Here is a 26,621-nt window from a genome sequence, read left to right as displayed (position 1 = left end):
GGCGCCCCGCAGGCGGCTCGGCGCTACCGTCGAGGCATGCCCGTCGGTCGCGTCACCCGCGGCACGACGGGCACGAACCGGCTGCGCCGGAACGACCGCTACCTGGCCGCCCTCCCGCAGCTGCGCTCGGCGCCCTCGCCGCTCGTCGTCGACCTCGGGTACGGCGCGCGGGCGTGGACGACCCTCGAGCTCGCGGCGCGCCTCCGCTCCGTGAACCCCGCCGTCCGGGTGCTCGGGCTCGAGATCGAGCCCGAGCGGGTCGCGGCGGCCGTGCCGCACGCCGTCGACGGCGTCGCGTTCGCGCTCGGCGGCTTCGAGGTGCCGACGCCGGGCGACGAGCAGCCGTTCCTCATCCGCGCGATGAACGTGCTGCGGCAGTACGACGAGGCCGAGGTGCCGGACGCGTGGGCGCGGACGGCGTCGCGGCTGGCGCCGGGCGGCCTGCTCGTCGACGGGACCTGCGACGAGCTCGGTCGGTTTTGCTCATGGGTGGACGTGGACGAGCGCGGCCCGCTCCGATTCACGATCTCGCTGCGCCTCGCCGGACTGGACTCCCCCGCGGTCGTCGCCGAGCGCCTGCCGAAGGCGCTGATCCACCGCAACGTGCCGGGCGAGCGCGTCCACGACCTGCTCACGTCGCTCGACGAGACGTGGACGCGGGCGGCGGCGCTCTCCGTCTACGGCCCGGTGCAGCGCTGGGTCGCGGCGGTGGAGACGCTCCGCGACCGGGGCGTGCCCGTCCTCGGCGGCCGCGCCCGATGGCGCCTCGGCGAGCTCACCGTCCCCTGGTCCGTCGTCGCCCCGACCCCCTGACCTCAGCGCGCCGAACCCTTCGTTCTGCAGGAGTCGGCGTCCTACGGAACGGAGCGTGCGGAAGCGATCAGGTGAGGCGGGGCAGCTCCGCGCGGACCTCGTCGGCCGGGACGCCCGCCGCGATCGCCAGGTCGACGACGACCGGGCGGACGAGCACGGTGACCATCGAAGCGGTCAGGGACGCGTCGGGGGTGACGAGCCGCGGATCGAGTCGCCGCGCGATGAGCAGCAGGTCCTGCCTGGCGGGCTCGAGCGCGGCCGGTTCGCGGAGACTTCTCCCGAGGAGGGCGGTCGCGGAGCCGACCGCCTGCACGAGCTCCGCGAGCTCCGGGCGCGGTGCACCATCGGTGACGAGCGCCTCCGCGCGCCGCGCGATCGTGCGCATGGACCGGATGGCGAGGTCGACGCCGGCGACCAGCCGGCGCTGGGCGAGCAGCTCCTCGAGTCGGGGCCGGAGGAACGGCGACACCCGGGCGATCGCGACCGCCGAGTCGACGGTCGTCGTCCAGTCCGTCAGGAGCGGCTGCAGGTCGCGCAGCTCCGCGAGCGCCACGGACGCGGTGCGGCGATCCGCCGTGCGGAGGGCGCGCGCGGTGTCGTCGAAGCCGCGCCGGAGGCCCGCGAAGACCCGATCGGCGTCCCGGCGGGCTGCGCGGCGCGGGTCCCGCGGCACCAGCGCGGTGGCGAGCAGCGCGACCGCCCCGCCGACGAACCCGTCGATGCTGCGCGCCCAGCTGCCTCCCGCGGGCAGCTGGATGAGCAGCACGATCGCGGACTGCGCGGTGGCGGCGACCGCGACCGGCGGTGCCGCGTTCAGGAGGCGCGCGAGCAGGAGCGTCGCGAAGACCGCGACGAGGATCTGCCAGACGCCGCGCCCGGCGAGGACGAGCAGGACCTCCGCGAGCGCGACACCGACGGACAGGCCGATCGCCGTCTCGAGGACGCGCTTCGGCCGGGCGTCGCGAACGAAGCCGAGGCTGCTGAGGCAGACGGTGATCGCGAGCAGGGGCACCTGGTGCCCGAGCACGAAGTGCGCGAAGGCGTACGACGCGGTCGCGGCCACGGCGAGCTGTGCGGCGGCCGGGATCGCCTCGAACGCGCGGCGTCCGGCGGCTCGAGGGCCGGCGACGAGCGGCCGGTCCCGTGCTCGCGGCACGGTCAGTGCCGCTGGACGGCACCCAGCCGCGGCAGGCGGGGCACCTCCACGGCGGGACCCGCCCCGGCCGGCACGACGACCCGCTGAGCGGCCGCCACGTCGCCGTCGGGCGTCCGCACGGTCAGCACCGCGTCCTCCGCGACCGAGCGCTTCACCACGGCGAGCGCGATCGGCCCGTCCTCGTGGTGCCGCGCGCTGCTCGTGACCGCGCCGACCTCCGCGTCGCCCGCGAGCACCGGCGCACCCGGCGCCGGCAGCACGGCGTCGGAGCCGTCGAGGTCGAGCTGCACCAGACGCCGCGGCGGCCGGCCGAGGTTGTGCACCTTCGCGACGGTCTCCTGCCCGCGGTAGCAGCCCTTGTCGAGGTGGACGGCGCTGCGCAGCCAGTCGAGCTCGTGCGGGATGGAGCGCGCATCGATCTCGCGGGCGGCGCGCGGACGCCAGGCCGCGATGCGGAGGGCCTCGAGCGCGTCGACGCCCGCCAGCGGTCGGCCGGCGAGACCCGCGAGCGCCGCCCGCGGCACGAGGGCGAGCCGGAGGGGCAGGTCGGCGCCGGGGTGGTGCGGGCTCGCGGCCCGGGTGACGCCGCCGATCGCGCCCGTCGCCCACGGGTCGTGCCACACGAGCGGCGGCCCGTCGGGGCCCGGCTCGTCGAGGTCGAAGAGCGCCCCGAGGACGGCGACGTCCGCCGTCCGGTCCTCGATCTCGACCTCCTTCCAGAACCGCATGCGGTTCAGGAAGGTCACGAGCGGCAGGACGCTCGCCGCCTCGACGATCAGCCAGGCGGCGGCGCCGTCGTCGACGAGCTCGATGGCGTGCTCGATGCGACCGGAGGGGTCGAGCAGCAGCGTCTCCGCGGAGTCGCCGGGACGGAGGTCGACGAGCCGCTGGCTCGTCAGGGAGTCGAGCCAGGTCAGCCGGTCCGGGCCGGCGAGGCGCAGCACGCCGCGCGACGACAGGTCGACGATCGCGCGCCCCGCGGCGAGCTCGCGCTGCTCCTGCGCGGGCCGGCCGTAGTGCGCGGCGACGCCGGCATCCGCGCCGGTCGCGACGACCGCTCCGGGCACGGCGAGCAGAAGGCTGTCCACCCCTCGAGGCTAAGCCGTCGCCGGCCTGCCGGCGGCCCGGCGCGGGCGCCCCATCAGTCGCGGCGGCGGAGTCGGCCGGAGGCGTGCGTGCGCAGCTCCTGGCCGAGCGCGGCGATGTCCCACGCCCAGAGCAGGTCGCCCTCCACGAGTCCGTAGAGCCGGGTCGCGGCGGAGTACTCCTTGGCGCTCTCGGTGCGCAGGACCGCATCCGTGGCGAGGTCGATGCGCGGCCCCTTGGCCCGGCCGAGGTACAGCTCGGTCACACCGGTCGGGTGCACGAGCGAGACCTCGACGTCGAAGCCGTCCGAGGCGTTGCGCAGGGCCTCGACGCTCGTCGCGGTCGTGAACGGCCGCGGTCCGACGCCGGGCAGCATGCCCGGCCCCGGGTCGCCCTCGGTCGGCGGACGGCTCAGCCGCCAGTAGCCCGTCTCGGTGACGAGCGGGACGGTCGGCCCCTCATCGGGCGTCCCGGGGTTCTCGCCGAAGAGCCAGGTGAAGGAGGAGTAGTTGAGGAACGGCAGACCGTCGTGGCTGAAGCTGACGCGCTGGCCGAACTCGTGGCGGCGCGTCTCGTCTCCGACCTCGTACTCGACGAGGCCGGTGCCCTCCCAGACGCCGATGAGCCAGGAGAGCGGGACGAGCTCGGCCGGCAGGCCGGACGGGATGTCGATCAGCGCTGCCCCTTGAACAGGTTCGCGAGCACGACCACCGAGACGCCCGCGATCGCGAGCGACGCCAGGCCGAGGAGCCCGAGGTAGAACAGTTCGATCGCCAGCTGCACGTCGCAATGCTACCGAGCGTCGCCCATCAGACCGTGAGCGCCACCAGGGCCCCGACGAGGACGATGACGAAGGACCCGCTCGCGGTCGCGGCGAGGCGGGTGACGAAGCCCCGCTGCTCCGCCACGGCGAGCTGCCCGACGATGCCGGCGACGATCGCGAGCGGCAGGGCGAGCGCCAGCCACGACAGGGCGTGGACGTCCGGCACGAACACGTCGATCAGCACGACGCCGACGAGCGTCAGCACCCACACGGCGACGACGGCGACGCGGGCGGCAGGCACGGCCCAGATCCTCCCATCCCGCGGCGGGCGGCGTGCAGCCGGCGCACAGGAGGACCCCGTACAAGGCCGTGATCGGGCCTTCCGGTACGATGGGAGCCGCGGTTCCCCGGAAGGACCTCCATGGCACAGCTGTTGATCCTGACCCCTCAGGTCGACGGCGACGTGCTGCCCGCCCTCAGTCTGCTGAGCCACAAGGTCCGGTCGATCCCCGCGGAACCCGCTCAGCTGATCAGCGCTCCCCCGTCGGACGTGATCCTGATCGACGCGCGCTTCGACCTGGCGAGCGCCAAGTCGCTGTGCAAGATCCTCACGACCACGGGCATCACCGTGCCGATGATCCTCATCCTGACGGAGGGCGGCCTCACGGCGGTCAGCGCGGACTGGGGCGTCGCCGACGTCGTCCTCGAGTCCGCCGGCCCGGCGGAGGTCGACGCCCGCATCCGGCTCGTGATCGGCCGCATGGCGCAGGCCGACAGCGCGTCGAAGATCCAGGCCTCCGGTGTCGTGATCGACGAGGCCAGCTACTCGGCCCGCGTGCACGGGCGGCCGCTCGACCTCACGTTCAAGGAGTTCGAGCTGCTGCGCTTCTTCGCGACGCACCCCTCGCGGGTGTTCACTCGGGAGCAGCTGCTCAGCGAAGTCTGGGGCTACGACTACTTCGGCGGCACGCGCACGGTCGACGTGCACGTGCGGCGCCTCCGCGCCAAGCTCGGCGACCTCGAGAGCCTGATCGGCACCGTCCGGAACGTCGGCTACCGCTTCAACGTGTACGAGGACGAGGGCGAGCGCCTCGCGACCGTCCGGCGCTGACCGCTTCTCCGAGAGTCCGCTGGGAATGGTCTGACCGGACCGTGGGCGCCCGCTATGGTCTGGCCGTCCGTGACCCGCGGACGCTCGCACGAAAGGTCCGCCCCATGTCCTACGAACCGACCGCCAGCGCCGATGCGCCCAGCAGCGTCGTCTGGTCCTACCGCCTCTACATCGTCGGCGCCGTCCTCGGCCTGATCGGCGCCGTGGTGACGTTCATCGCCCTGCCCGCGGCCATCTCCGCCGGCACGGACGCGGCGAACCGCGCGCTGCAGGGCCAGAGCACGAACGGCGTCGACGTCGCGGGCGCGACCACCGGGCTCGCTGTGGGCGGGGCCGTCCTCAGCGCGGTGATCACGCTCGCCTTCTCGATCCTCACGATCGTGTTCGCCCGCAAGATGCGTGCCGGCCGCAACTGGGCGCGCATCGTGCTCGCGGTGTTCGCCGCGCTCCAGATCTTCGGCGTGCTCGGCTCGTACGGCGTCGGCGCCGTCCACTTCGTCGTGGTGGTCGTCGCGCTGATCCTCAGCTTCGTCCCGACCTCGAACGCCTGGTTCCAGCAGCAGAAGGTCGCGCAGCAGACGGCGACGACCGTCTGACCCGCTCCCCCCTTCCCGACGAGGCGGTCGACGGCTCCCCGCGGGTCGCCGACCGCCTCGTCCGTTCCGCGCGGTCGCCTCCCGCAGGGCACGGCTGTTCACCGATCGGCAACCGAGGGGATGGCAGGATTCGGCCATGGACGAGGACACCTCCACCGCGACGGCGGTCGTCGAGGACGACGCCCCCGCTCCCGCACCGGCGCGACCCCGGCCGGCTCCCCTGCCGCGCGACCGCTACATCGATCGCGAGCTCTCGTGGCTCGCGTTCAACCGCCGGGTGCTGGACCTGGCGGAGGACGAGACCCTCCCGATCCTCGAGCGCACCAACTTCCTCGCGATCTTCGCCTCGAACCTCGACGAGTTCTTCATGGTCCGCGTCGCCGGCCTGAAGCGCCGGATCCTCACCGGGCTGGCCGTGCCGACGAACATCGGCCGGGCTCCGAAGGCGGTCCTCGCCGACATCAACGCCGCCGCGCACGTGCTCCAGGTGCAGCACGCCGAGGTCTTCCACGAGCAGGTCCGGCCGCAGCTGGAGGAGGCGGGGATCCGCATCGTCGGCGTGGACGACCTGCCGGAGAGCGAGCGGAACCGCCTCGCCGAGGTGTTCGCGAACCAGATCTTCCCGGTGCTCATGCCGCTCGCGGTCGACCCGGCCCACCCGTTCCCCTACATCAGCGGGCTCTCGCTGAACCTCGCGGTCCGGGTGCGGAACCCGAAGTCGGGGCGCGTGGACTTCGCCCGGCTGAAGGTGCCGGCCGGCAGCCTTCCCCGGCTCGTCGCGACGACCTCCGCGGCCTCCCCCGTGGCGACCTTCGTCCTGCTCGAGGACCTCATCGCCCACCACCTCGACGAGCTGTTCCCCGGCATGGAGGTGCTCGAGCACCACGTGTTCCGCCTCACGCGGAACGAGGACCTCGAGGTGGACGAGGACGAGAGCGAGAACCTGCTGCAGGCGCTCGAGAAGGAGCTGCTGCGGCGGCGCTTCGGCCCGCCGATCCGCCTCGAGATCACCGAGGACATGGACCCGACGACGCTCGAGCTGCTCACGTCCGAGCTCGACGTGTCGCGCGACGAGGTCTACCGGCTCCCCGGCCCGCTCGACCTCGCGGGCCTCTTCGAGCTGAACCGCCTCGACCGCCCGCAGCTGCACTACCCGACGGCCGTGCCGGCCACCGCGCCCGCCTTCGTGCCGGGCGAACCGAACGAGAAGCCGGACCTCTTCGCCGCGATCGGCGAGCAGGACGTGCTCGTGCACCACCCGTACGAGTCGTTCGCGACGAGCGTGCAGGCCTTCCTGGAGCAGGCGGCCGCCGATCCGAACGTGCTCGCCATCAAGCAGACCCTCTACCGGACGAGCGGCGACAGCCCCATCGTGGAGGCCCTGATCGACGCCGCGGAGGCGGGCAAGCAGGTCCTCGCGCTCGTGGAGATCAAGGCGCGCTTCGACGAGCAGAACAACATCGAGTGGGCCCGGAAGCTCGAGCGCGCCGGCGTGCACGTCGTCTACGGCCTCGTCGGCCTGAAGACGCACTGCAAGCTCGCGCTCGTCGTGCGGCGCGAGGCCGACGGGAACCTCCGCAACTACGCGCACATCGGGACGGGCAACTACAACCCGAAGACGAGCCGCATCTACGAGGACCTCGGCCTCTTCACCGCGGACGAGCAGGTCGCGAAGGACCTCATCCGCCTCTTCAACGAGCTCTCGGGCTACGCGATCGAGAAGAAGTTCCGGCGCCTCCTCGTCGCCCCGCTCCTGCTCCGCAAGGGCCTGCTCAAGCGGATCAACGCGGAGCGCATGCACGCCGAGGCGGGCAAGCCCGCGCGCGTCCGCATCAAGGTCAACTCGATGGTCGACGAGGCGATCATCGACGCGCTCTACCGGGCCAGCCAGGCGGGCGTGCAGGTCGAGGTGTGGGTGCGCGGCATCTGCAGCCTGAAGCCCGGCATCCCGGGCGTCAGCGAGAACATCACCGTGCGATCGATCCTCGGCCGCTACCTCGAGCACTCCCGGATCTTCTCGTTCCTCAACGACGGCGATCCGGTCACCTTCATCGGCAGCGCCGACATGATGCACCGCAACCTCGACCGCCGCGTCGAGGCGCTCGTGCGGCTGAAGCGCAAGGAGCACCTGGAGGAGCTCGACCGCCTCTTCGACCTCGCGATGAGCGACGACACCGCCTCCTGGCACCTCGACGACATCGGGGTGTGGGAGCGGCATGCCGTCAACGACGCCGGCGAGCCGCACGTCGACCTGCAGACCGCGACCATGCAGGCGCTCAGCACGAACCCGAGGAAGCGCCAGGCCCGATGACCGACGTCCTGACCGCCCCCGTGCTCGCCGCGGGCGCGGTCTGCTGGCGGCGGCGTGCGAAGAGCTTCGAGATCCTGCTGATCTCGCGTCCCCACCGGGGCGACGTCAGCCTGCCGAAGGGCAAGACCGAGCCGACCGAGTCCCTGCCGCAGACGGCGGTGCGGGAGGTCTTCGAGGAGACCGGGTACCAGGTCAGCCTCGGTGTCCCGCTCGGCAGCACGACGTACGTCCTGCCCAACGGCCGCGACAAGACCGTCGTCTACTGGGCGGCGGAGGTCGGCCGCGAGGAGCTCGAGCGCGGCACGTTCGTGCCGAGCGACGAGGTGCACGCCGTCGAGTGGGTCCCGCTCGCGAAGGCCGGCAAGCGCCTCACCTACCCCCGCGACGCCGAGCTCGTGCAGCGGTTCGCCGAACTGGCGGTGTCGGGCGAGCTCGAGAGCTTCGCGCTGATCGCGCTCCGGCATGCGAAAGCGGCCTTCGACTCGCCCTCCGGCGCCGATGCCGACCGGCGCCTGACACCGCGCGGGCAGGCGCAGGCCAGGGCGATCGTGCCGGCGATCGCCGCGTGGGGCCCGAGCCGGATCGTCAGCAGCACCGCGGCGCGCTGCCTCGCCACCGTCGCCCCGCTCGCGAAGGCGACCGGCATCGAGGTGAAGAAGGCGCCGCAGCTCAGCCAGGACGGCTGGGAGATGCACCACCACGAGCCCAAGGGCATCCGCGAGGTGGTCGAGCGGCGCGTGCAGAAGGGCCGCACCGCGGTGCTCTGCAGCCACGCCCCCGTGCTGCCCGAGATCCTCGAGCAGATCGCGGAGGCGACCGGCAGCCCGAACGGCGGCCGGATGACGCGTGCCGGGATCCTCGGCACGGCGGAGTTCGCGGTGGTGCACCTCGCGGCGAAGGCGCCGCACCGCATCCTCGCGATCGAGACGCACTCGGCCCCGGAGTAGCGCGGCACGGGCCGGCTGCGCGGAATCGCGCGCCGTCGACCGCGGAACCCCTGATGATCCTCTCGATCCGAGCGGGTCGTGTCCGCGTCGAGATCGGTCGTTCACCTCCCGTTCACCAGCGGTAGGCGATCGCGCCACCCGCGCTGCTTACCGTGGCGGCGCTGCGCGGCTGAGGCAGAAGACTCCGTGCGGCACCCCCATGCACACACCTCGAAGGGATCCCCCTTGAAGCACCTGCGCGCGGGCCTCGCCATCGGCACGGCCCTCACCGCCATGATCGCGCTCTCCAGCTGCGCGTCGAACGAGCCGGCTGCCACGAGCAGCAACGGCGGTTCCAGCAGCGGCGCGGCCTCGCTGAACGGCACGCTGAACGGCGTCGGCTCCTCCGCCCAGTCCAACGCGCAGACCGCGTGGGCGAAGGGCTTCCAGACCGCGAACAGCTCGGTCACCGTCAACTACGACCCGCAGGGCTCCGGCGCCGGCCGCACGGCGTTCGAGGGCGGCGGCGCGGACTTCGCCGGCTCCGACTCGGCGCTCCCGGCCGCGGAGCTCTCCGGCGACTTCAAGCTCTGCAAGGCGGGCACCAAGGGCATCGACATCCCGGTGTACGTCTCGCCGATCGCGATCGTCTACAACCTGGACGGCGTCAAGTCGCTGAACCTCGACGCGTCCGTCCTCGCGAAGATCTTCACCGGCAAGATCAAGAAGTGGAACGACTCCGCGATCGCGGACCTGAACAAGGGCACGACGCTGCCGAGCACGGCCATCACGCCGGTCTACCGCTCGGACAAGTCGGGCACGTCGGCGAACTTCACCGACTACATGCACCAGGCCGCGCCGTCCGACTGGACCGCTGAGGCCGCCGACCTGTTCCCGACCGGTATCGGCTCGGGCGCGGCGAAGGGCTCCGGCATCGTCGCGGCCGTGACCGGCGGCAAGGGCACGATCGGCTACGTCGACGACTCGTCCGTCGGGTCGCTCTCGGTCGCGAAGATCAAGGTCGGCGACTCCTACGTCGCCCCGTCCGCCGAGGTCGCGTCGAAGTCGGCGGAGACCTCGCCGCTCGACACCTCCCGCACCGGCAACGACGTGGTCGTCAAGATCAACCGCACCACCACGGACTCGGCCGAGTACCCGATCACGCTGGTCAGCTACCTCATCGCCTGCCAGCAGTACCAGGACTCGTCGAGGGCCAACCTGGTCAAGGCCTACGCGGAGTACGTGACGAGCACCGACGGCCAGCAGGCCGCCGCGGACACCGCGAAGTCGGCGCCGATGACCGGCACCCTGCTCAGCAAGGCGCAGGCGGCCGCCGCCTCCATCAAGTAGCACCACCCGGAGCCGCCCCGGACGCCGAAGCGTCCGGGGCGGCTACCATCGCGTCCACCGAATCGCGAACAGGACCCACGTGACTGCAACGATCGCCCCCGTCGTCAAAGCACCGAAACGGGCCGGGGACCGGATCTTCTCCGGCGCGGCCCTCGCCGGCGGGCTCGTCATCCTCCTGGCCCTCGCCGCGGTCGCCGTCTTCCTCGTCGCGGAGAGCCTGCCCGCGTTCGGCGCGAAGGCCACCGACATCCCCGGCACCGCCGGCCAGTTCCCGACGTTCTGGGCGTACGTCGCCCCGCTCGCCTTCGGGACCGTCTGGGCCGCGGTGCTCGCCCTCGTCTTCGCGATCCCGTTCTCGATCGCGATCGCGCTCTTCATCTCGCACTACGCGCCCCGCCGCATCGCGCGCGGGCTCGGCGCGATCATCGACCTCCTCGCCGCGATCCCGAGCGTCGTCTACGGCGCCTGGGGCATCTTCGTGTTCGGCCCGTTCGTCCGCCCGTTCTGGGAGTTCCTCGCCGAGACGTTCCCGTGGTTCCCGCTCTTCAGCGGCCCCGTGGACCCGAACGCGCGCAGCATCCTCACCGTCGCGCTCGTGCTCGCGGTGATGGTCATCCCGATCATCACCGCCCTGTCGCGCGAGATCTTCCTGCAGACCCCCCGCCTGAACGAGGAGGCGGCCCTCGCGCTCGGCGCGACCCGCTGGGAGATGATCCGGATGACGGTGCTGCCGTTCGGCCGCGCCGGCATCGTGTCGGCCTCCATGCTCGGCCTCGGCCGCGCCCTCGGCGAGACGCTCGCCGTGGCGATGGTGCTGTCGCCGAACGTGATCATCTCCTTCTTCCTCCTCCGCAGCCAGAACCCGACCACGGTCGCGGCGAACATCGCGCTGCAGTTCCCGGAGGCGTTCGGCACGAGCGTCAACGTGCTGATGGCGACGGGCCTCGTCCTCTTCGTCATCACCTTCGCCGTCAACGCCGCGTCCCGCGCGGTCATCGGCCGCCGCGCGGCCGGGAAGGGCATCTGATGGCCACCACGACGGCGATCCCGGCCGGCATCCGCGCCGGCCAGCTGCCGCGCAACGCCCCGGTCGGCCTGCTGATCCTCAGCCTGGTCGTCACCGGCGCGCTCTTCCTCGTCTTCCTGCTGGCCGGCATGACCGCCGCCTACAACGTCACCGGCGCGATCTTCTTCGGCCTCGTGCTCTGGGTCGTCGTGACGTACGTCACATCGTTCCTCGTCGAGGGCTCGCGGCGGGCGAAGGACCGCCTCGTCACGACGCTGGTCTGCACGGCCTTCGGCATCGCGCTGCTGCCGCTCATCAGCCTCATCGTCACCGTGCTCACCCGCGGCCTGGCGCGGTTCGACGTCGCGTACTTCAGCGAGTCGATGCGCAACGTCACCGGCCCCGGCGGCGGCGCGATCCACGCCGTCGTCGGCACGCTCGAGATCACGCTCGCCGCGGCCGTCATCTCCGTGCCGGTGGGCCTGCTCTCCGCGATCTACCTCGTCGAGTACGGCCGCGGGCCGATCGCGCGCGGCATCACGTTCCTCGTCGACGTCATGACGGGCATCCCGTCGATCGTCGCGGGCCTGTTCGCGTTCGCGCTCTTCGCGCTGATCACCGGCAACGCCGGCTACCGGGCGGGCTTCGGCGGCTCGGTGGCGCTCAGCCTCCTGATGATCCCGATCGTGGTCCGCTCCAGCGAGGAGATGCTGAAGCTCGTCCCGATGGAGCTGCGCGAGGCCTCCTACGCGCTCGGCGTGCCGAAGTGGCTCACCGTGCTCAAGGTCGTCCTCCCCACCGCGCTCGCGGGCATCGTCACGGGCGTGATGCTCGCGATCGCCCGCGTCGTCGGCGAGACGGCGCCGCTGCTGCTCGTGGCCGGGTTCACCGACTCCATGAACTACAACCTGTTCGACCAGCGGATGATGTCGCTCCCCGTGTACGTCTACACGCAGCTGACGCAGCCGGGCACGGACGTGCAGGACTTCTTCGACCGCGCCTGGGCCGGTGCGCTCACGCTGATCCTGATCGTGCTGATCCTCAACGTGATCGCCCGCGTCGTCGCCCGCTTCTTCGCCCCCAAGATCGCCTCCCGCTGACGCGGATCAGGCACCGCTCGAAAGGCTCCCGATGTCCAAGCGCATCGTCGTCAACGACCTCGACGTCTACTACGGCAAGTTCAAGGCCGTGGAGGGCGTCTCCCTCACGATCGAGCCCCGCTCCGTGACGGCCTTCATCGGCCCCTCCGGCTGCGGCAAGTCGACCTTCCTCCGCACGCTGAACCGCATGCACGAGGTCATCCCCGGCGCCCGCGTCGAGGGCGAGGTGCTCGTCGACGGCAGCAACCTCTACGGCCCCGGCGTCGACCCGGTGCTCGTGCGCCGCCAGGTCGGCATGGTCTTCCAGCGGCCGAACCCGTTCCCGACGATGTCGATCCGCGACAACGTCCTCGCCGGCGTGAAGCTGAACAACAAGCGGATCTCGAAGTCCGACGCCGACGCGCTCGTCGAGAAGTCGCTGCAGGGCGCGAACCTCTGGAACGAGGTCAAGGACCGCCTGAACCTGCCGGGCAACGGCCTCTCCGGCGGCCAGCAGCAGCGCCTGTGCATCGCCCGCGCGATCGCGGTCTCGCCGGACGTGCTGCTGATGGACGAGCCCTGCTCCGCACTCGACCCGATCTCCACCCTCGCGATCGAGGACCTGATCGAGGAGCTGAAGACCGACTACACGATCGTGATCGTGACCCACAACATGCAGCAGGCGTCGCGCGTCTCCGACAAGACCGCCTTCTTCAACATCGCGGGCACCGGCAAGCCGGGCAAGCTCATCGAGTACGACGACACCTCGACGATGTTCTCGCGCCCGTCCGTCAAGGCGACCGAGGACTACGTCTCCGGCCGCTTCGGCTGATCCGCCGGTCGGGAGCACATCGGCAGGAACGAGACGCTTCACCAGGAACGATCGTGCGGATCGTTCCTGCTGCAGCGCCTCGTTCCTGCTGTCGTGCTCTCGCGGGCCGCGCCGCGCGAGGAACGACGGGTTCGGGCCGTCGCGGGGAGGAAGCGGGTCAGGCGCCGAGCGGCACCGAGACGATCGGCTTCGTCGTCGGCTGGGTGGAGCCGCCGTTCGGCTCGACCGAGACGGCGAGGGACTCCCCCGAGCTCGGTGTGCCGGAGATGAGCATGTAGCGCTCGCCGCCCTGGGGCTCGTACAGCCCGGCGCTGGTGATGGTCGAGCCCTTGACGCTCCAGAGCTGCAGGACGCGGTCCGACGGCGTCTTGACGCCGTTGATGACCACCGCGGTGAGGTGCTGCGACTTCGACCAGGAGATCTTGGCGGTGCCGCCGCCCTGCACCTGCGCCGACACCTCGTGGAGGTCCGCCGCCTGCGTCAGCGCCGTGTAGTGGCCCTGCGGCTCCAGCAGGGAGCGCTGGAGGAAGAATCCGCCGCCGAACAGGACGACCGCGGCCGCGAAGGTCGCGAGCAGCGCCATCGGCCGCACGCGGCGACGGCGACGTGCTGGGACGTGGTCGCCAGCGGGCACCCGCTCGGCGGCCGGGGCGGGCGCCGCGACGACGTCCTCCTCCGCCTCGAGCTGCGGCGTCGTGTCGATCGCGTCGAGCAGCCGGGCCCGCAGGGCGGCCGGCGGCGCCACCGGCGTCAGGGCCAGCCCCAGGGCGACGGCCGTGTCGGACAGGCCGACGATCTCGCCGTGCAGGTCCTCCGACTCGCGCATGGCGGCCTCGACGAAGGCGGCCTCCTCCGCGGTCACCGCGTCGAGCGCGTACGCACCGCTCAGCAGGTGAGCGTCCTCACGGTTCGTCATGACGTCACGCCCAACGCGTCACGCAGACGGATCATGCCGTCCCGGATCCTGGTCTTGATCGTGCCGACGGGCACGTGCAGCTCCTCGGCGATCTCCGAGTGGGAGAGGCCGCGGTAGTAGGCGAGCTCGACGGCCTGCCGCTGCAGCTCGGTCAGCCCCTGCAGGGCGCGCTTCACGCGCTCGCCCTCCATGGTGATCTCGACGTGCTCGGCGACCTGGTCGTACTCGCGGTCGTAGTCGCGGATCCCGACCTTCGTGTCGCGCTCGCGGCTCGACTGGGAGGCCCGGACGCGGTCGACGGCGCGGCGGTGCGCCATCGTCAGCATCCAGGACATCGCGCTGCCCCGCTCCGGCTTGTACCGCGAAGCGGTCTGCCAGATCTCGAGGTAGACCTCCTGGGTGACCTCCTCGGACTGCGAGGGGTCGACGAGCAGCCGGCGCACGAGGCCGAAGACCCGGGAGGCGGTGGCGTCGTACAGCTCCGCGAAAGCGCGCTTGTCGCCCGCGGCGACGCGGGCGAGCTTCGCTTCGGGCGTGTCCCGCATGCCGGAGAGCGCATCACCGACGTCGGGGTCCATGACCACCAGCATGCAGCACCTCCTCCGGTTCCGAGTGCGAGGTTCCGACCACCCGTCCTGGGGCGGCCGGACGACGGAGTCGCCTCTGTACTGGAGGGTTCGCAACGATCGGTCCGACCGGATTGGTCCGGGGCCCGAAAGCGCGGAGAGGGGTGCCGGACCGCAGAAACGCCTCTCGGCGCGAGGCCGCTCGAAGCGGCTGAAAATGGAGCCCGGGGTTACTGCGGCCCGGCGGGGCCCCGAAGGACCTCCGTCAGTCTAAAGCGCCGTCGCGCTGCAGCCGAGCCGAGATCGACAGCTCCTCAGCGAGCGCGGAGAGTCGGGCGGCCCGCTTCGTCAGCACGTCCGCCCGCGCAGGCTCGGTCGCGTCCGCGTCGTCGGCGAGGTCGAGCGAGCCGTCGGCCGTGACGCGCGCGAACGCCGCCGCACGGTCGAGTGCGAGCCCGAGGTCGCCCTCGAAGACGCCGCGGAGGATCTCGTCGGCGAGCGCGAGGATCTCCTCCGGGCCGGCCGGGGTGGGCGCGCCGGCGATCACCGGGTCGATGCTGCGCAGGCGCTCGGCGCCGCGATTGAAGGCGAGGCTGACCAGGTCCGGGTCCCGCCGCACCATCTCGCGCAGCAGGTAGAGCCGCCACAGGGCGCCCGGGAGGCTGAGCGCCGCGGCGCGGGACCAGAGCTCCGCGACGGCGTCGATCCCCTCGCGCTCCGCGAACGACACGAGCCGCTGGACGACCTCCGGGTCCGGGTCCGCACGCACGCGGCTCACGAGCGCCTGCGCCGTCTCGTGCGCGGAGCGGACCAGCACGGCCGGGTCCTCGCCGCCCTTGACGAAGTCGAAGTGCTCGGCGGGCATGCGCACGGGGCGGTGGAAGTCGGCCATCCCTCCAGGGTACGAGCGCGGGTCGACCCCCGCTGCGGAGCCGGGGCGGCGCCCGTTCGGCGAGCGCTCAGCGGACGAGGCCAGTGTTCCCGGCATGGTCGGTCTGATCGTCTTCCTGCTCGTGGTGTGGCTGGTCCTCGCGATCGTCGGGTTCACGGTCAAAGGGCTGATCTGGCTGGCGATCCTCGCCCTGGCCCTCTTCGTGATCACCGGCATCGTCGGCTTCATCCGCCGCCGCGTCTGAGGTGCTCGCCAGCGTCGCGCGGCGCTGAAGGGACGCGGCTACGCTCGGAGCCAGGGGCCTCTAGCTCAGTCGGTAGAGCATCGGACTTTTAATCCGCGGGTCGTGGGTTCGAGCCCCACGGGGCCCACTCGATCGGCTTGCCTGCGCGGATCGCATCTCGGTGCCGGACGGCGCTCCCGAACTAACTCCGAACATTCGATCGAGATGGCCTGCAGCGTCGACGGTGCCGACCTTCCTCGACATATAGACGTCCTGCGTCATCGATGGCCGCTTGTGCCCGAGGTACTCCGCGATGCCGCGCGCTGAGACGCCGGCGACATCGAGCGCCGTGGCGCAGGTCTTGCGGAGCCCGTGCGCTGTGAACCCCGGGTAGCCGAGACGGTCGCGGTTGGCTCGCCAGTCGGCCTCCGTGTTGTTGACGTCACGGAGCTTGCCGGCGAATGACGGAAACACGTACTCGGTCCAGCGCTCCCGCTTCCCGAGCACGTCGATCGCCTCGGTCGGCACGGTGATCGTGCGATTCGACGAGTCGCTCTTGCCGTGCTCCTGGATCTCGAGCCCGCGCTCCTTCGTCCGGACCACCGTGGCCGCGAAGGTGATCGTGCCCGCCTCGGTATCGACGTGGGTCCATCGCAGGGCGAGGGCCTCGCCGATTCGGCAGCCGGTGAAGAGCATGAACTCGAACAGGTCGCTGAGGTCGAGCTCACGCAGCTTCTCGTCGGCGCGGATAATGTCGAGGAACATCGGCACCTGGTCGAGCGGTATCGCGGTCGCGGCCCGGTCGACCTTCCGGCGCGGGGACTCGACAGCGCTCATCGGATTGGACCGCAATACGTCGCTGCGCACGGCGAGTCCGAACATCCCGGACAACACCGAACGGCAGGTCTTGGCCGCCCCGTGGCCGTGCTCCCGGCTCACGGTGTTGAGGAACGCCTGGATCCGACCCGGCGTGGCCTCCTCGACCCGCAGATCGCCGATTCTCGGGATGATCGACTTCCGCAGCGCGTGCTCGTACGAGTCGATTGTTCGCGGCGACCGGTCCGTCTCCCGCTTCACTGCCAGGAACTGCGCGGCCAGCACCTCGAGGCGGGTACTCCCCCGCAGCTCGCCGCTTTGCGGCGTCTCGATATCGATCAACGCCTCCTGGAGCGCCTGGACCGCCTTCGCGCCGGTACGGCCTCGTCGGAGTCGCTCGACCTGACGGCGCTTGCCGTCTGGGAAGCGGTAGAGCGTCCTCGCGCGCCACACTCCAGGCTCGACCTGGTGGACGTTGACGACGCCGTGGCTGCCAATCGGCATACGTGGCCGACCCATGTCCTACCTGCCCATGCGGGCCGCGACCGCGTGTGCGGTCAGCAGCCAGTTCGGAAGCTCGTCTTCGGCCCACAGGCCAGCGGAGTCGTAGACCTCGTGGACGTTGATCCGGTCGGCGATCACGCACCCAGCGGGCAGCGATCGCAACGCCTCACGAACGGCACGGGCGCCGTCTGCGTTGCAGAGGTAGGTGACGGTGCTGATATCGCCGATGTCGAACCTGCGCCGAAACGAGGTGAAGATCTGCACGTACCGAGGCATCCGCTTGCCGGTCAGCTCGACTTCGATCAGCTCGATCCAGCCCGGCGCGAGTGCCGTCCCGTCAGCCTGGTGACCACCTCCAGAGTCGGGTTTCAGATCGCGCTGCCAGGCGTACCCCGCAGCCGCGTACCGCGCGGAGGCTGCCGCGACGGCGACCTCGTGCCGCGTCGTCTGCCGGTACAGGTTCGGCTTCGACAAGCCGGTCCCCTGATAGGTCGCCCACACCAACGATCCACCTGCACCGCCGAGCTGCGCGCGGTCGACCATCCCCGCGGTCTTCATGCGCGCGCACCACGTTTGTGCCCGCCGCGTGGACACCGGACCGTCCTGACCGTTCAGGCTCCCGAGCACCCACCGAACCGACTGCACGTTCGCGATCCGCACGATCGAGAACCACAGCAGCATCTGCTCGTCCCTCGGCATCACCCACACCGTCGATTCGCCCCGATCGAACGTCCGCACCATCACGCACCGCCCTCCCACAACGGATCCCGCTTCATCCCCGAACGAGAACACCGCCCACCGACAGCACCACTCCTACGCCGTAATCGCCACCCACCGTCAGCTCATGTGTCGTTTCAACACAACCGTCCTCAACAACTCCTCCCCACCACCTGTCTTTCTCGCTTGCCCTGTCCTGGCCTGCCACCTGCACTTCCGAACCACCCTCAGTCAGCAACGCTTTACCGCTGAGTGAGGGTGGTTCGGAAGCCGCGCAGCGGAGGTGGCAGGCCAGGACAGGGCAAGACGCCCGAAACCCCTCGCTGCACCCCTCGCACCCGACGAGGTATGCAACGAGGGGTCTATCCGGCCTCGGTGCCCCTTTGCCCGTCTGGGCGAGGACCCCGTTCGGCTCGTCGGCGCTTGGCACGTCTTCGAGGTGTGAGTGGATTCATCGTGGCTATCTCGCAGATTGACCGCAAGCTCCTCTGGGCCCGGTCTCACAATCGATGCGCGCTCTGTAGACGACTTCTCACGAGCCGCGCCGACACTGAAGATCGACCCGGATTAGTGCTCGGCCAAGAGGCGCACATCGTGGCGCGAAATCCCGCCGGACCCCGCGGCAGTGAGCGCAGCGGAGTCCGCATCGACGCCTACGACAACCTCGTGCTGCTATGCCCTGAGGACCACAAGCGCGTCGATGAGCAACCGACGACCTTCGGCGTCGAGCGGCTCCGCGCTCTGAAGTCGGAGCATGAGCGCTGGGCAGAGGATTCGCATGCTGAGGGCCAGACACCTCCCGTGCGCGTCATTGTCGGCGTCAACGAGGATTCGATCCCATTCGATCCGATTACGACGGGGCGGCAGCTCTGGGAACTCGTCGCGGGCTCCCACGAGTGGAGTCTCTCCACTCTGGGTGAGGAACACTCAGACAGCGAGATCGATATCGCGGATCGATTCCTTCAGACGGCTCAAGACTGGGGCGAAGTCGCGAGCGAGGTTGAGTCCGAAGGTCTGCAAGCGGTACGTGAGGCGCAGCGCAACTTGACCGACGAGCTCAAGGAGCTGTGGGCGGCGGGCATCTATGCCTGGGGCCGGCGTCTCCGACGGACGATCACCGGTGGTATCGGCCAACCGATGACGTGGTGGTCGACACAGCTCGTGGCTCGCATGCCCGAAGACCTGGAGGAAGCGCGTGGCGAGGAGATCCGAGACGCCGACCCGGCGGGATAACGACCGGGACGACCACGCCCGTCGCGAGACCTACTGGTTCGGAGTCACGGGCTCGTTGAGCGTTGATCTCAGTGGGAATCGCCTGATCCGCTCCGCCGCTCGATCAGCATTGTGTCGCGCCATCGGCCTGCGAGAGGCCCGTAGGTCATCAGGGCGATGCGTTCGCGCACTCCGACGCGACGGAATCCATGCCGGTCGTGAAGGGCGAGGCTGGCGACGTTCTCGGGGAAGATGCTCGACTGGATCGTCCAGTACCCGGCGCCGTCCGCCGCACCACAGAAGTCATCCAGCAGGGCTGTACCGACGCGTTGCCCCCGGGCGACGGGGTCCACGTAGACCAAATGCTCGATGACACCGCGAGGACGTCGCGACTCGAGGTGGGGCTCGCTGCGATCCAGCCGACGACCGCATCACCCACGGTCGCGACGAATCGGAGGTCGGAGACCTTGCCCTCGTCGAAGTGCTGCCCGTCCGGCGGTTCGGATGCAAAGGTGGCATGGCCGGTGGCGATCCCGTCCCGGTAGATGCGCTCGACGGCCGCCCAGTCGCCTGGTCGCATCGGCCGGACGAGCGGGCTCGTCATCGCGGCACGAGGGACTGTGCAGCAGCGGAGAGTGCGCCCTCGACGACTCGGTAGTAGGCCCAGCGGCCGCGCTGCTCGCGGGTGGCGAGGCCGGCGTCGACGAGGAGCTTCATGTGGTGCGAGACCGTGGGCTGGGTGAGCCCGACGGGTTCGGTGAGGTCGCAAATGCAGGCCTCGTGGTCGTCGCTGGCGGCGATCAGGGACAGGAGGCGGACGCGGGTCGGGTCGCCGAGGGCCTTGAACACGCGAGCGATCTGCTCGGCGCCGGCGGCGTCGACGGCGCCGTGCGCGACGCTGCCGCAGCAGGCACCGGTGGTGTCGGCGGTGAGCGGGAGCGTGGTGGTCATGGCGTCATCCTGACAGTCGTATTGACATCTGTCGATACATCGAGCATCGTCGATCCATCGTAGTTCATCGATGGAAGGACCCCGAAGTGGACGAGTCGCTGCCAGTCGTCGTGATCGGAGCCGGGCCGCAGGGTCTCGCGGCTGCGGCGCATCTCCTCGAACGCGGCATCGAGCCGTCGGTGCTCGAGTCCGGTGACCGTCCCGCTGCGGCGGTGCGTCAGTGGGGGCATGTGCGGCTGTTCTCGGGATGGGGCGAGCTTGTCGATGCGGCCGCGGCCCGCCTTCTGGCGGGGACCGGTTGGACGGCGCCGACGGACGGCTACCCGTTGGGCACCGAGTGGGTCGAGTCGTACCTCGCGCCACTCGCGGCCGCGCTGGGCGACCGGGTGAGGACGGGGGTTCGCGTCACGGGCGTGACTCGGTTGGGTCGGGATCGGATCGTCGATGCCGGGCGGGTGGAGCAGCCGTTCGTCGTGCACGTCACCACGTCCGATGGGGTCGAAGAGCGGATCCTCGCGCGAGCCGTATTGGATGCGTCGGGGACGTGGACGAAGCCGAGTCCGGCCGGTGCGGACGGGCTGCCTGCGCTCGGTGAGCGGACTAGCGCAGCGGTCAGCTACCGGGTCCCGGACCTCGCCAATGACGACAGGTTCACTGGCCGGCACGTGGTGGTCATTGGGAGCGGCCATTCCGCGATGACCGCGGTGAACGAGCTCGCCCGGCTCCGCGACAGCCACCCGGACACTCGGGTCACCTGGGTCCTCCGTCGCGGGGATATCGGCGACGCCCTCGGTGGTGGTGCGGCGGACCAGCTCCCAGCCCGTGGGGCGCTGGGAATCCGGGCGCGCGAAGCGGTGGACGCCGGTGCGGTGCACCTCGTGACCGGGTTCCGGATCCGGGCGATCGAGCAGACCGGCGACGTTGTGACGGTGATCGCGGAGGACGGCCGGAAAGTCCTGGGGGTGGACCGGGTGGTGGTGCTGACCGGGTTTCGGCCGGATCTGTCGTTCCTGTCCGAGGTGCGACTCGACCTCGATCCGACGCTGCAGGCGCCCCGTCGGCTCGCGGCCGAGGTCGACCCGAACATCCACTCCTGCGGCACGGTGAAGGCGACGGGGGCTGCGGATCTCGCGCAGCCGGAGCCGGGGTTCTATCTGCTGGGTGCGAAGTCGTACGGGCGGGCGCCGACGTTTCTGGCGATGACCGGGTACGAGCAGGTCCGCAGCGTCGTCGCGATGCTCGCGGGCGACACCGCCGCGGCCGCACGGGTCGAGCTGGCGCTGCCGGACACCGGCGTCTGCGGCGGCAGCGGCCTGTTCGACGTCGAAGACGGGGCGGCGTCGTGCTGCACGCCGACGAAGCAGGTCCTGCAGCTTGGGCTGCTCCCGGCCGGCGTGTAGGCCAACCGCTTCGTGCCCGACTGAGCAGGACGGTCTTACCGACTGGGAGCATCGAGGTTGTGACGGCAACAGAGGGGCGTGACCGCGACATGCTTCTGCTCCGCCGCGGGCGGCAGCTCGAGTGGGTCACGCTCGGATGGAACGTCGTCGGAGTCGTGGTGCTGGCGGCCCTGGCGATCCCCGCCTCGTCCGTCGCACTGGCGGGGTTCGGTCTGGACAGCCTCATCGAGATCGGTGCGTCCACCGTCGTGCTGTGGGAGCTCTCGGGGACGGGTGAAGCGCGCCAACGGCGGGGGCTACGCATGATCGGCGTCGCATTCCTGCTCCTCGCGGCCTACCTACTGGTCCAGTCCACGATCGCGCTGCTCGCCGGGCACCGCGCGGTCCCGAGCATCGGCGGCATCGTCTGGACCGCGGTCACCGCGGCGGTGATGTTCACCCTCGCCGCCCTCAAGGCGCGCACCGGGCGGGCGCTCGGCAACCCGGTCCTCGAGACCGAGGGACGCGTGACGTTCATCGACGGCCTGCTCGCCGTCGCTGTGCTCCTCGGCGTCCTGCTCGATCTGACACTCGGGTGGTGGTGGGCGGATCCGGTCGCGGGTCTCGTGATCGTCTTCTACGCCGTTCGAGAGGCGGTCGGCATCTTCCGGACCCCCACCTCCGACTGATCGACCGTCCTATTCGGTCGGGCGGGAGCCCGACCCCGGGCTGATCCGTGGGGCGAGGTCGTCGATGCGGCGCACGAGGTCCTCGAACGCGGCGTCGAAGGCGTCCTGGGTGCCGCGGCGCACCGGGTCCGGGACGGACCAGTGCAACGCGTCAGCACCGGCGAGTTCCTCGTGCGCGGAGTCGCAGACCGTGATCACCAGGTCCCGGTCGAGCCGCACCGTGTCGAGCGCGGCGGGTCGGACCGGCGTGAACGCGAGCCCGTGACGCTGAGCAGTCGCGATCGCACCCGGGTCGACCGCCTCGGCGGGACGCGTCCCGGCGGACACGACCGGCACCTGACTCGCCTGCCGCCAGAGCGCCGCGGCGAGCTGCGACCGGGCCGAGTTGGCGGTGCAGACGAACACGACACGATCCGCGCGGTCCACCGGGACCGGGGTCAGCAGGTCGAACCCGCCGGGCAGGAGTCGGACGTAGCTGCGGCGACGGTCGGCCTCGGACCGGTGCCGGGCGACGAGGCCGGCCGTCTCGAGCACCTTGAGGTGATGCGCAAGCAGGTTCGACCCGATGCCGAGCACCGCGAGCAGCTCGGTCGAGGAGAGATCCCCGGACGCGAGGAGGTCGACGATGTGCAGCCGAACCTCGTCGGAGAGCGCGGCGTGCTTCGCGGCCCGCTGCGCCCGATCCTGCGTTAACTCGACGTTCATTGCCTCAATCTTGACTGAGGCAATTGAACTCGTCAAGATGGCGACCGATGAACGACGACCACCCCGACCGGCCGCCCCTGCTCCGCCGCCTGCTCGCAGAAGCGCTCGGCACCGGGCTACTCGTGACGGTCGTGATCGGGTCCGGGATCGCCGCGCAGCACCTCTCGCCGAACGATGTCGGGCTCCAGCTGCTGGAGAACAGCCTCACCACCGCCCTGGGGCTGACCGTGCTGATCCTGCTGCTCGGCCCCGTGTCAGGCGCGCACTTCAACCCCGTCGTATCCATCACTGACTGGGTCGTCGGCCGCAGGCGCGGGACCGGACTTCCCGGCCGCACGGTCGGCGTCTACGTCGGGGCGCAGATCGTCGGCGGGATCCTCGGCGCCCTGCTCGCGAACGCGATGTTCGACATCGCCCCCGCGATCTCGGTCACGAACCGGGTCACGCCGGGGACGCTGCTCGGCGAGGTCGTCGCCACCTCAGTGCTCGTGCTGCTGATCTTCGGCCTCGCCGCCACCGGACGCGGCGCCCTCGCAGCCCCGGCGGTCGGGGCGTACATCGGGGCCGCGTACTGGTTCACCAGCTCGACCTCGTTCGCGAACCCCGCCGTGACCATCGCCCGCGTTTTCTCCGCCACCTTCGCCGGCATCGCCCCCGCCTCAGTGCCGACGTTCCTTCTCGCGCAACTCGTCGGCGCCGCCATCGGGCTCGCGCTGGCCCTGCTCCTGTTCCCGGCCGCCACCCGCGCGGCCGACCGCGTCGTCCTGCCCCACCCGGTCGACGACGCAGCGATCTGACCACCGGAAGGCCACCACCATGCACCTCATCGCCATCGGCGGCAGCGACGCCGGCATCTCCGCCGCACTCCGCGCCCGCGAGCTCGACCCTTCCGTCGACGTGACCGTCGTCGTCGCGGACTCGTACCCGAACTTCTCGATCTGCGGGATCCCGTACTACTTCTCCGGCGAGGTCGCCCCCTGGCAGTCCCTCGCCCATCGCACCCACGCCGAACTCGAAGCCACCGGCATGCGGCTCCGCCTCGACACCTTCGCCACCGCGATCGACGTCCCCGGCCAGCGCCTCACCGTCCGCGACAGCACCGGCACCGAGACCGACCTGCGCTACGACGAGCTCATCGTCGGCACCGGCGCGCTCCCGTCCGCGGCCGGCATCGCCGGGCTCGACACCCTCGGTCCCGACGACGGCGTCCACGTCCTCCACTCCATGGGCGACACCTTCGCCCTCGACGCCCACCTCACCGACCGCGACCCCAAGACCGCGATCATCATCGGCGCCGGCTACGTCGGACTCGAGATGGCCGAAGCCCTCACCATCCGCGGCCTCAAGGTCACCCAGCTGCAGCGGGGCCCCGAGGTGCTCTCCACGCTCGACCCCGAGCTCGGCGCCCTCGTGCACCGCGAGCTCGACAGCCACGGCGTCGAGGTCATCACCAGCGCCCGCGTCGAAGCCGTCACCAAGACCGACCACAGCCTGGTCGTCTCCGGCCGGCACGACGACGCCCCCTTCGAGCGCACCGCCGACCTCGTCCTCGCTGTCGTCGGCGTCCGCCCGAACACCGACCTCCTTCAGCGCGCCGGCGCTCAACTCGGCGCAGGGCGCGCCGTCGTCGTCGACGAGTCGATGCGCACCGGCCTTCCGCACGTCTTCGCCGCCGGTGACGGCGTCGTCACCCACCACCCACTCCTCGGCGTCACCTACCTCCCGCTGGGCACCACCGCCCACAAGCAGGGCCGCATAGCGGGCGAGAACGCACTCGGCGGCACCGCCCGGTTCGCCGGCAGTGTCGGCACGCAGGTCGTCAAGGTCTTCGACCTCGTCGCCGCCCGCACTGGCCTGCGCGAGCATGAAGCGATCCCGGCGGGCTTCTCCCCGGTCAGCACCACCGCCGTCGCGGACGACCACAAGGCCTACTACCCGGGCGCGCAGCCGATCAGCATCCGTGTCACCGGTGACGGCGAGACCGGCAAGCTGCTCGGCGCGCAGCTCGTCGGCGCCCGCGGCACCGAGACCGCCAAGCGGGTCGACACCTTCGCCACGGCGCTCTTCCACGGCATGACGGTCGCCGGGATCAGCGACCTCGACCTCTCCTACACACCGCCGCTCGGCTCCCCGTGGGACGCGGTCCAGGTCGCGACGCAGCGATGGGAGCGCGAGCACGTGAAGGTCGAGGTCCGCGCATGACCGAGGTGCTCTTCATCTGCCAGCACAACGCGGGCCGCTCGCAACTCGGCGCAGCCCTGCTCGAGCACCTCGCCGGCGACCGCTTCCTCGCCACCTCAGCAGGACTGAGCCCGGCCGACGTGATCAATCCCGCGATCGTCGGGACGATCGCCGAGCTCGGGCTCGACATCGCCGACCGGGTTCCCCGTGCAGTGACCAGCGCGGATCTCGACCGGGCCGACATCGTGGTGCTCATGAAGCCCGGACTCGAGCTGCCGAGCAAACCCCGCGGACGGGTCCTGCAGTGGGCGTTCCCAGACCCGACCTCCTGGGACACCGAAGCCGTCCAGCCACTCCGCGAGCATGTCGCGGCGCGCATCCGCGCGGACATCGTTCAGAACTGAGCCCACGCGGGTGCTCGCAGCACCCTCGCGATCGGCCGGTCAGGCGCGATCTGCGTGATCGTCGTCGTCGCGGTCGTCGCCGCCGGTGAACAGGAACTCCGCAGGCGAACAGACCTCGCCGCGCCACGCCTCGACTCCTTCACGCAGCGCCAACGCCGCGATCACCAGCCCCGCGATCGGGTCAGCCCACCACCAGCCGAGCAGCGCGTTCGCCAGCAACCCGAGGAGTAGCGCGGCCGACATGTAGGTGCACAGCAGCGTCTGCTTCGAGTCGGCGACGACGGACTGCGATCCGAGGCTGAGGCCCGACCGCCGCTGGACGAGCGACACGACCGGCATGACCAGCAGGCTGAGCGCCGCGAGCAGGATTCCGACTGCCGAGCGGTGCGGCTCGTGGCCGCTGATCAAGGTGGTCACGGCATCGACGGCGACGAACGCCGCCAGCGCGAAGAACGAGATCGCGACGACGCGCAAGGTGATGCGTTCGCGCGCTTCCGGGTCTCCGCCCGAGAACTGCCATGCGACGGCTGCCGCCGACGACACCTCGATGACCGAATCGAGACCGAAGGCCAGGAGCGCGCTCGAGTCCGAGACGGTGCCCGCTGCGATCGCGAGGACGGCCTCGATCAGGTTGTACGCGATGGTGAACACCACGAGGAACCGGACGCGGCGCACCAGCGCCGCACGCCGGCCGGCGGGCAGGAACGTGCCGGCGGGCGCGGGCCCCGTCATCGGATGCTCAGCGCCGAGAGCGCATCCGGCGTCCCGCTGACCAAGAGCCGGAGGTGGTGCTCGGTGCGCTCGATCGACCAGGTCGCGAAGGAGCAGCAGGTCGACTCCCGCTCGACGAGCCGAGCCAGCCGCTCCTCCGCGTCCGGGACCTTCGCGTATCGGGCGATGTACTCCCGGCCGAGGTCGTCGGTGCCCAGCAGGTAGTCCGCGTCGAACGCCCGCCAAGCCTCGAGCCGCGCGGCGCCATCGGACGCCGACAGCGTGCACGCAGCCGGCAGCAGCGGCAGCGTCCGCGACTGGTCGTCGGTCACGACGTCGGCTCGCAGCAGCCCGGGACGTCGCACCGCTCGTCAATGCAGGGTGCGCCCTCGTCGACGGCGAGGACGACCGAGACGAGCTCGGTCAGCGCCCGGCTGAGGTGCCCATCGGCGATCTCGTACCGCGTCTGCCGACCCTCCGGGACCGCAACGACGATCCCGCAGCCACGGAGGCAGGCAAGGTGGTTGGACACATTCGACCGAGTCAGCCCGAGCTCTCGCGCGAGCACCGCCGGATGGCTCGGCGCCTCAAGCAGACTCAGAAGGACCCGCGACCGGGTCGGATCGGCGAGCGCTTTCCCGAGCCGGTTCATGACCTCGAGCCGCGACACAAGAGTCAGCACCCACTGACCATACAGCGATGGCTGAACAATCGAGCCGGTCATCC

29 protein-coding genes, 1 tRNA gene and 2 pseudogenes are annotated in these 26,621 nt (G+C 71.0%); 17 read left to right on the top strand and 15 right to left on the bottom strand.

What is annotated here, in order from left to right:
* Window positions 1-36 precede the first annotated feature (36 nt).
* The gene (locus CLV52_RS04700; protein ID WP_133765114.1) at window positions 37-813 is read left to right on the top strand and encodes a class I SAM-dependent methyltransferase; all 777 of its coding nucleotides are present in this window, start codon (window positions 37-39) and stop codon (window positions 811-813) included.
* Between the two features lie 67 nt (window positions 814-880).
* Here CLV52_RS04700 and CLV52_RS04695 read toward each other — a convergent pair whose 3' ends face one another.
* From CLV52_RS04695 to CLV52_RS04680, 4 genes are all read right to left on the bottom strand, one after another.
* Window positions 881-1,969: an FUSC family protein gene (locus CLV52_RS04695; RefSeq protein ID WP_133765113.1), complete on the bottom strand. Its 1,089-nt coding sequence runs from the start codon at window positions 1,967-1,969 to the stop codon at window positions 881-883.
* A gap of 2 nt (window positions 1,970-1,971) precedes the next feature.
* Window positions 1,972-3,057 (bottom strand): CAF17-like 4Fe-4S cluster assembly/insertion protein YgfZ, encoded by a 1,086-nt coding sequence (gene ygfZ, locus CLV52_RS04690; protein WP_133765112.1) that lies wholly within the window; start codon window positions 3,055-3,057, stop codon window positions 1,972-1,974.
* A gap of 53 nt (window positions 3,058-3,110) precedes the next feature.
* Window positions 3,111-3,731: a heme-binding beta-barrel domain-containing protein gene (locus CLV52_RS04685; RefSeq protein ID WP_133765840.1), complete on the bottom strand. Its 621-nt coding sequence runs from the start codon at window positions 3,729-3,731 to the stop codon at window positions 3,111-3,113.
* A 133-nt stretch (window positions 3,732-3,864) separates the two neighbouring features.
* Window positions 3,865-4,119, bottom strand: coding sequence for a hypothetical protein (locus CLV52_RS04680; RefSeq protein WP_133765111.1), 255 nt, complete (start codon window positions 4,117-4,119; stop codon window positions 3,865-3,867).
* Window positions 4,120-4,239: 120 nt separating this feature from the next.
* Between CLV52_RS04680 and CLV52_RS04675 the strand changes: the two genes are divergently transcribed.
* The 8 genes from CLV52_RS04675 to pstB all read left to right on the top strand — a co-directional run bounded on the left by CLV52_RS04675 (window position 4,240) and on the right by pstB (window position 13,029).
* Window positions 4,240-4,929, top strand: a complete 690-nt coding sequence (locus CLV52_RS04675) for a winged helix-turn-helix domain-containing protein (RefSeq protein ID WP_133765110.1) — start codon at window positions 4,240-4,242, stop codon at window positions 4,927-4,929.
* Window positions 4,930-5,033: 104 nt separating this feature from the next.
* Window positions 5,034-5,525, top strand: a complete 492-nt coding sequence (locus CLV52_RS04670) for a hypothetical protein (RefSeq protein ID WP_133765109.1) — start codon at window positions 5,034-5,036, stop codon at window positions 5,523-5,525.
* Between the two features lie 136 nt (window positions 5,526-5,661).
* Window positions 5,662-7,836, top strand: a complete 2,175-nt coding sequence (locus CLV52_RS04665) for an RNA degradosome polyphosphate kinase (protein ID WP_133765108.1) — start codon at window positions 5,662-5,664, stop codon at window positions 7,834-7,836.
* Window positions 7,833-8,783, top strand: coding sequence for an NUDIX hydrolase (locus CLV52_RS04660; protein WP_133765107.1), 951 nt, complete (start codon window positions 7,833-7,835; stop codon window positions 8,781-8,783). Before CLV52_RS04665 ends, CLV52_RS04660 begins: the two co-directional genes overlap by 4 nt.
* A gap of 225 nt (window positions 8,784-9,008) precedes the next feature.
* Complete coding sequence (locus CLV52_RS04655) at window positions 9,009-10,112, top strand: phosphate ABC transporter substrate-binding protein PstS (RefSeq protein ID WP_246017960.1); 1,104 nt, start codon at window positions 9,009-9,011, stop codon at window positions 10,110-10,112.
* Between the two features lie 79 nt (window positions 10,113-10,191).
* The gene (gene pstC / locus CLV52_RS04650) at window positions 10,192-11,139 is read left to right on the top strand and encodes a phosphate ABC transporter permease subunit PstC (protein WP_133765106.1); all 948 of its coding nucleotides are present in this window, start codon (window positions 10,192-10,194) and stop codon (window positions 11,137-11,139) included.
* Window positions 11,139-12,218 (top strand): phosphate ABC transporter permease PstA, encoded by a 1,080-nt coding sequence (gene pstA / locus CLV52_RS04645; protein ID WP_133765105.1) that lies wholly within the window; start codon window positions 11,139-11,141, stop codon window positions 12,216-12,218. The genes pstC and pstA overlap by 1 nt, the downstream gene beginning before the upstream one ends.
* Window positions 12,219-12,249: 31 nt before the next feature.
* Window positions 12,250-13,029 carry a phosphate ABC transporter ATP-binding protein PstB gene (pstB, locus tag CLV52_RS04640; protein ID WP_133765104.1) on the top strand — a complete coding sequence of 260 codons (780 nt, stop codon included), beginning with the start codon at window positions 12,250-12,252 and terminating at the stop codon, window positions 13,027-13,029.
* 157 nt (window positions 13,030-13,186) lie between these two features.
* On the opposite strand, the gene CLV52_RS04635 is transcribed toward pstB, so the two are convergent.
* The 3 genes from CLV52_RS04635 to CLV52_RS04625 all read right to left on the bottom strand — a co-directional run bounded on the left by CLV52_RS04635 (window position 13,187) and on the right by CLV52_RS04625 (window position 15,403).
* Window positions 13,187-13,945: an anti-sigma factor gene (locus CLV52_RS04635; RefSeq protein WP_133765103.1), complete on the bottom strand. Its 759-nt coding sequence runs from the start codon at window positions 13,943-13,945 to the stop codon at window positions 13,187-13,189.
* Window positions 13,942-14,535, bottom strand: coding sequence for an ECF RNA polymerase sigma factor SigK (sigK, locus tag CLV52_RS04630; protein ID WP_133765102.1), 594 nt, complete (start codon window positions 14,533-14,535; stop codon window positions 13,942-13,944). The genes CLV52_RS04635 and sigK overlap by 4 nt, the downstream gene beginning before the upstream one ends.
* A 241-nt stretch (window positions 14,536-14,776) precedes the next feature.
* Entirely contained in the window at window positions 14,777-15,403 is a 627-nt protein-coding gene (locus CLV52_RS04625) for a DNA-directed RNA polymerase subunit beta (RefSeq protein WP_133765101.1), read from the bottom strand.
* 94 nt (window positions 15,404-15,497) lie between these two features.
* On the opposite strand from CLV52_RS04625, the gene CLV52_RS18285 reads away from it, so the two are divergent.
* Together CLV52_RS18285 and CLV52_RS04620 are read left to right on the top strand one after the other, a co-directional pair.
* A complete protein-coding gene (locus tag CLV52_RS18285) occupies window positions 15,498-15,647 on the top strand; it encodes a hypothetical protein (protein WP_162850708.1) in 150 nt (49 codons plus the stop codon).
* Between the two features lie 54 nt (window positions 15,648-15,701).
* Window positions 15,702-15,774 (top strand) — tRNA-Lys (locus tag CLV52_RS04620).
* Between the two features lie 125 nt (window positions 15,775-15,899).
* Here the strand turns inward: CLV52_RS04620 and CLV52_RS19130 are convergent.
* A pseudogene (locus CLV52_RS19130) lies at window positions 15,900-16,946 on the bottom strand (tyrosine-type recombinase/integrase); the annotation flags it as partial.
* Between the two features lie 18 nt (window positions 16,947-16,964).
* A complete protein-coding gene (locus CLV52_RS04605) occupies window positions 16,965-17,687 on the bottom strand; it encodes a hypothetical protein (protein ID WP_133765100.1) in 723 nt (240 codons plus the stop codon).
* A gap of 432 nt (window positions 17,688-18,119) precedes the next feature.
* On the opposite strand from CLV52_RS04605, the gene CLV52_RS04600 reads away from it, so the two are divergent.
* Window positions 18,120-18,896: an HNH endonuclease gene (locus tag CLV52_RS04600; protein ID WP_133765099.1), complete on the top strand. Its 777-nt coding sequence runs from the start codon at window positions 18,120-18,122 to the stop codon at window positions 18,894-18,896.
* Between the two features lie 68 nt (window positions 18,897-18,964).
* On the opposite strand, the pseudogene CLV52_RS04595 reads toward CLV52_RS04600, so the two are convergent.
* Together CLV52_RS04595 and CLV52_RS04590 are read right to left on the bottom strand one after the other, a co-directional pair.
* Window positions 18,965-19,479 (bottom strand): annotated as a pseudogene (locus tag CLV52_RS04595) (N-acetyltransferase family protein).
* Window positions 19,476-19,826, bottom strand: coding sequence for an ArsR/SmtB family transcription factor (locus CLV52_RS04590; protein ID WP_133765098.1), 351 nt, complete (start codon window positions 19,824-19,826; stop codon window positions 19,476-19,478). Before CLV52_RS04590 ends, CLV52_RS04595 begins: the two are co-directional and overlap by 4 nt.
* A gap of 86 nt (window positions 19,827-19,912) precedes the next feature.
* On the opposite strand from CLV52_RS04590, the gene CLV52_RS04585 reads away from it, so the two are divergent.
* Both CLV52_RS04585 and CLV52_RS04580 read left to right on the top strand, forming a co-directional pair.
* Window positions 19,913-21,226, top strand: coding sequence for an NAD(P)-binding domain-containing protein (locus CLV52_RS04585; protein WP_133765097.1), 1,314 nt, complete (start codon window positions 19,913-19,915; stop codon window positions 21,224-21,226).
* 89 nt (window positions 21,227-21,315) lie between these two features.
* Complete coding sequence (locus tag CLV52_RS04580) at window positions 21,316-21,894, top strand: cation efflux transmembrane domain-containing protein (RefSeq protein ID WP_133765838.1); 579 nt, start codon at window positions 21,316-21,318, stop codon at window positions 21,892-21,894.
* Window positions 21,895-21,903: 9 nt separating this feature from the next.
* On the opposite strand, the gene CLV52_RS04575 is transcribed toward CLV52_RS04580, so the two are convergent.
* A complete protein-coding gene (locus tag CLV52_RS04575) occupies window positions 21,904-22,599 on the bottom strand; it encodes an arsenate reductase/protein-tyrosine-phosphatase family protein (RefSeq protein ID WP_133765096.1) in 696 nt (231 codons plus the stop codon).
* Window positions 22,600-22,646: 47 nt separating this feature from the next.
* On the opposite strand from CLV52_RS04575, the gene CLV52_RS04570 reads away from it, so the two are divergent.
* From CLV52_RS04570 to CLV52_RS04560, 3 genes are read left to right on the top strand one after another with little or no spacing between them, the layout of a single operon-like run.
* Complete coding sequence (locus CLV52_RS04570) at window positions 22,647-23,396, top strand: aquaporin (protein ID WP_133765095.1); 750 nt, start codon at window positions 22,647-22,649, stop codon at window positions 23,394-23,396.
* A gap of 19 nt (window positions 23,397-23,415) precedes the next feature.
* Window positions 23,416-24,801 (top strand): FAD-dependent oxidoreductase, encoded by a 1,386-nt coding sequence (locus tag CLV52_RS04565; protein ID WP_133765094.1) that lies wholly within the window; start codon window positions 23,416-23,418, stop codon window positions 24,799-24,801.
* Window positions 24,798-25,184: an arsenate-mycothiol transferase ArsC gene (locus tag CLV52_RS04560; RefSeq protein WP_133765093.1), complete on the top strand. Its 387-nt coding sequence runs from the start codon at window positions 24,798-24,800 to the stop codon at window positions 25,182-25,184. Before CLV52_RS04565 ends, CLV52_RS04560 begins: the two co-directional genes overlap by 4 nt.
* Window positions 25,185-25,223: 39 nt before the next feature.
* Here the strand turns inward: CLV52_RS04560 and CLV52_RS04555 are convergent, their stop codons facing one another.
* The 3 genes from CLV52_RS04555 to cmtR are packed head-to-tail and all read right to left on the bottom strand — an operon-like array spanning window position 25,224 to window position 26,577.
* Window positions 25,224-25,916: a cation efflux transmembrane domain-containing protein gene (locus CLV52_RS04555; RefSeq protein ID WP_133765092.1), complete on the bottom strand. Its 693-nt coding sequence runs from the start codon at window positions 25,914-25,916 to the stop codon at window positions 25,224-25,226.
* Window positions 25,913-26,227, bottom strand: coding sequence for a hypothetical protein (locus CLV52_RS04550; protein WP_133765091.1), 315 nt, complete (start codon window positions 26,225-26,227; stop codon window positions 25,913-25,915). Before CLV52_RS04550 ends, CLV52_RS04555 begins: the two co-directional genes overlap by 4 nt.
* Entirely contained in the window at window positions 26,224-26,577 is a 354-nt protein-coding gene (gene cmtR, locus CLV52_RS04545; RefSeq protein ID WP_133765837.1) for a Cd(II)/Pb(II)-sensing metalloregulatory transcriptional regulator CmtR, read from the bottom strand. Before cmtR ends, CLV52_RS04550 begins: the two co-directional genes overlap by 4 nt.
* Between the last annotated feature and the right edge of the window lie 44 nt (window positions 26,578-26,621).

The organism is Amnibacterium kyonggiense, from assembly GCF_004364555.1.
GTDB lineage: Bacteria > Actinomycetota > Actinomycetes > Actinomycetales > Microbacteriaceae > Amnibacterium > Amnibacterium kyonggiense.
The sequence above is the reverse complement of the archived record's forward strand: the minus strand, read 5'-3'. Positions and strand labels throughout refer to the sequence as shown.

Bases quoted from the DNA above. Each gene is read 5' to 3' on its own strand.
- CLV52_RS04580 (WP_133765838.1), top strand. From the start codon at position 21,316: ATGCTTCTGCTCCGCCGCGGGCGGCAGCTCGAGTGGGTCACGCTCGGA.
- CLV52_RS04605 (WP_133765100.1), bottom strand. From the start codon at position 17,687: ATGGTGCGGACGTTCGATCGGGGCGAATCGACGGTGTGGGTGATGCCG.
- CLV52_RS04665 (WP_133765108.1), top strand. From the start codon at position 5,662: ATGGACGAGGACACCTCCACCGCGACGGCGGTCGTCGAGGACGACGCC.
- CLV52_RS04575 (WP_133765096.1), bottom strand. From the start codon at position 22,599: ATGAACGTCGAGTTAACGCAGGATCGGGCGCAGCGGGCCGCGAAGCAC.
- CLV52_RS18285 (WP_162850708.1), top strand. From the start codon at position 15,498: ATGGTCGGTCTGATCGTCTTCCTGCTCGTGGTGTGGCTGGTCCTCGCG.
- CLV52_RS04625 (WP_133765101.1), bottom strand. From the start codon at position 15,403: ATGGCCGACTTCCACCGCCCCGTGCGCATGCCCGCCGAGCACTTCGAC.
- CLV52_RS04590 (WP_133765098.1), bottom strand. From the start codon at position 19,826: ATGACCACCACGCTCCCGCTCACCGCCGACACCACCGGTGCCTGCTGC.
- CLV52_RS04560 (WP_133765093.1), top strand. From the start codon at position 24,798: ATGACCGAGGTGCTCTTCATCTGCCAGCACAACGCGGGCCGCTCGCAA.
- CLV52_RS04670 (WP_133765109.1), top strand. From the start codon at position 5,034: ATGTCCTACGAACCGACCGCCAGCGCCGATGCGCCCAGCAGCGTCGTC.
- CLV52_RS04565 (WP_133765094.1), top strand. From the start codon at position 23,416: ATGCACCTCATCGCCATCGGCGGCAGCGACGCCGGCATCTCCGCCGCA.
- CLV52_RS04570 (WP_133765095.1), top strand. From the start codon at position 22,647: ATGAACGACGACCACCCCGACCGGCCGCCCCTGCTCCGCCGCCTGCTC.
- CLV52_RS04555 (WP_133765092.1), bottom strand. From the start codon at position 25,916: ATGACGGGGCCCGCGCCCGCCGGCACGTTCCTGCCCGCCGGCCGGCGT.
- pstB (WP_133765104.1), top strand. From the start codon at position 12,250: ATGTCCAAGCGCATCGTCGTCAACGACCTCGACGTCTACTACGGCAAG.
- pstA (WP_133765105.1), top strand. From the start codon at position 11,139: ATGGCCACCACGACGGCGATCCCGGCCGGCATCCGCGCCGGCCAGCTG.
- CLV52_RS04700 (WP_133765114.1), top strand. From the start codon at position 37: ATGCCCGTCGGTCGCGTCACCCGCGGCACGACGGGCACGAACCGGCTG.
- sigK (WP_133765102.1), bottom strand. From the start codon at position 14,535: ATGCTGGTGGTCATGGACCCCGACGTCGGTGATGCGCTCTCCGGCATG.
- CLV52_RS04660 (WP_133765107.1), top strand. From the start codon at position 7,833: ATGACCGACGTCCTGACCGCCCCCGTGCTCGCCGCGGGCGCGGTCTGC.
- CLV52_RS04635 (WP_133765103.1), bottom strand. From the start codon at position 13,945: ATGACGAACCGTGAGGACGCTCACCTGCTGAGCGGTGCGTACGCGCTC.
- CLV52_RS04675 (WP_133765110.1), top strand. From the start codon at position 4,240: ATGGCACAGCTGTTGATCCTGACCCCTCAGGTCGACGGCGACGTGCTG.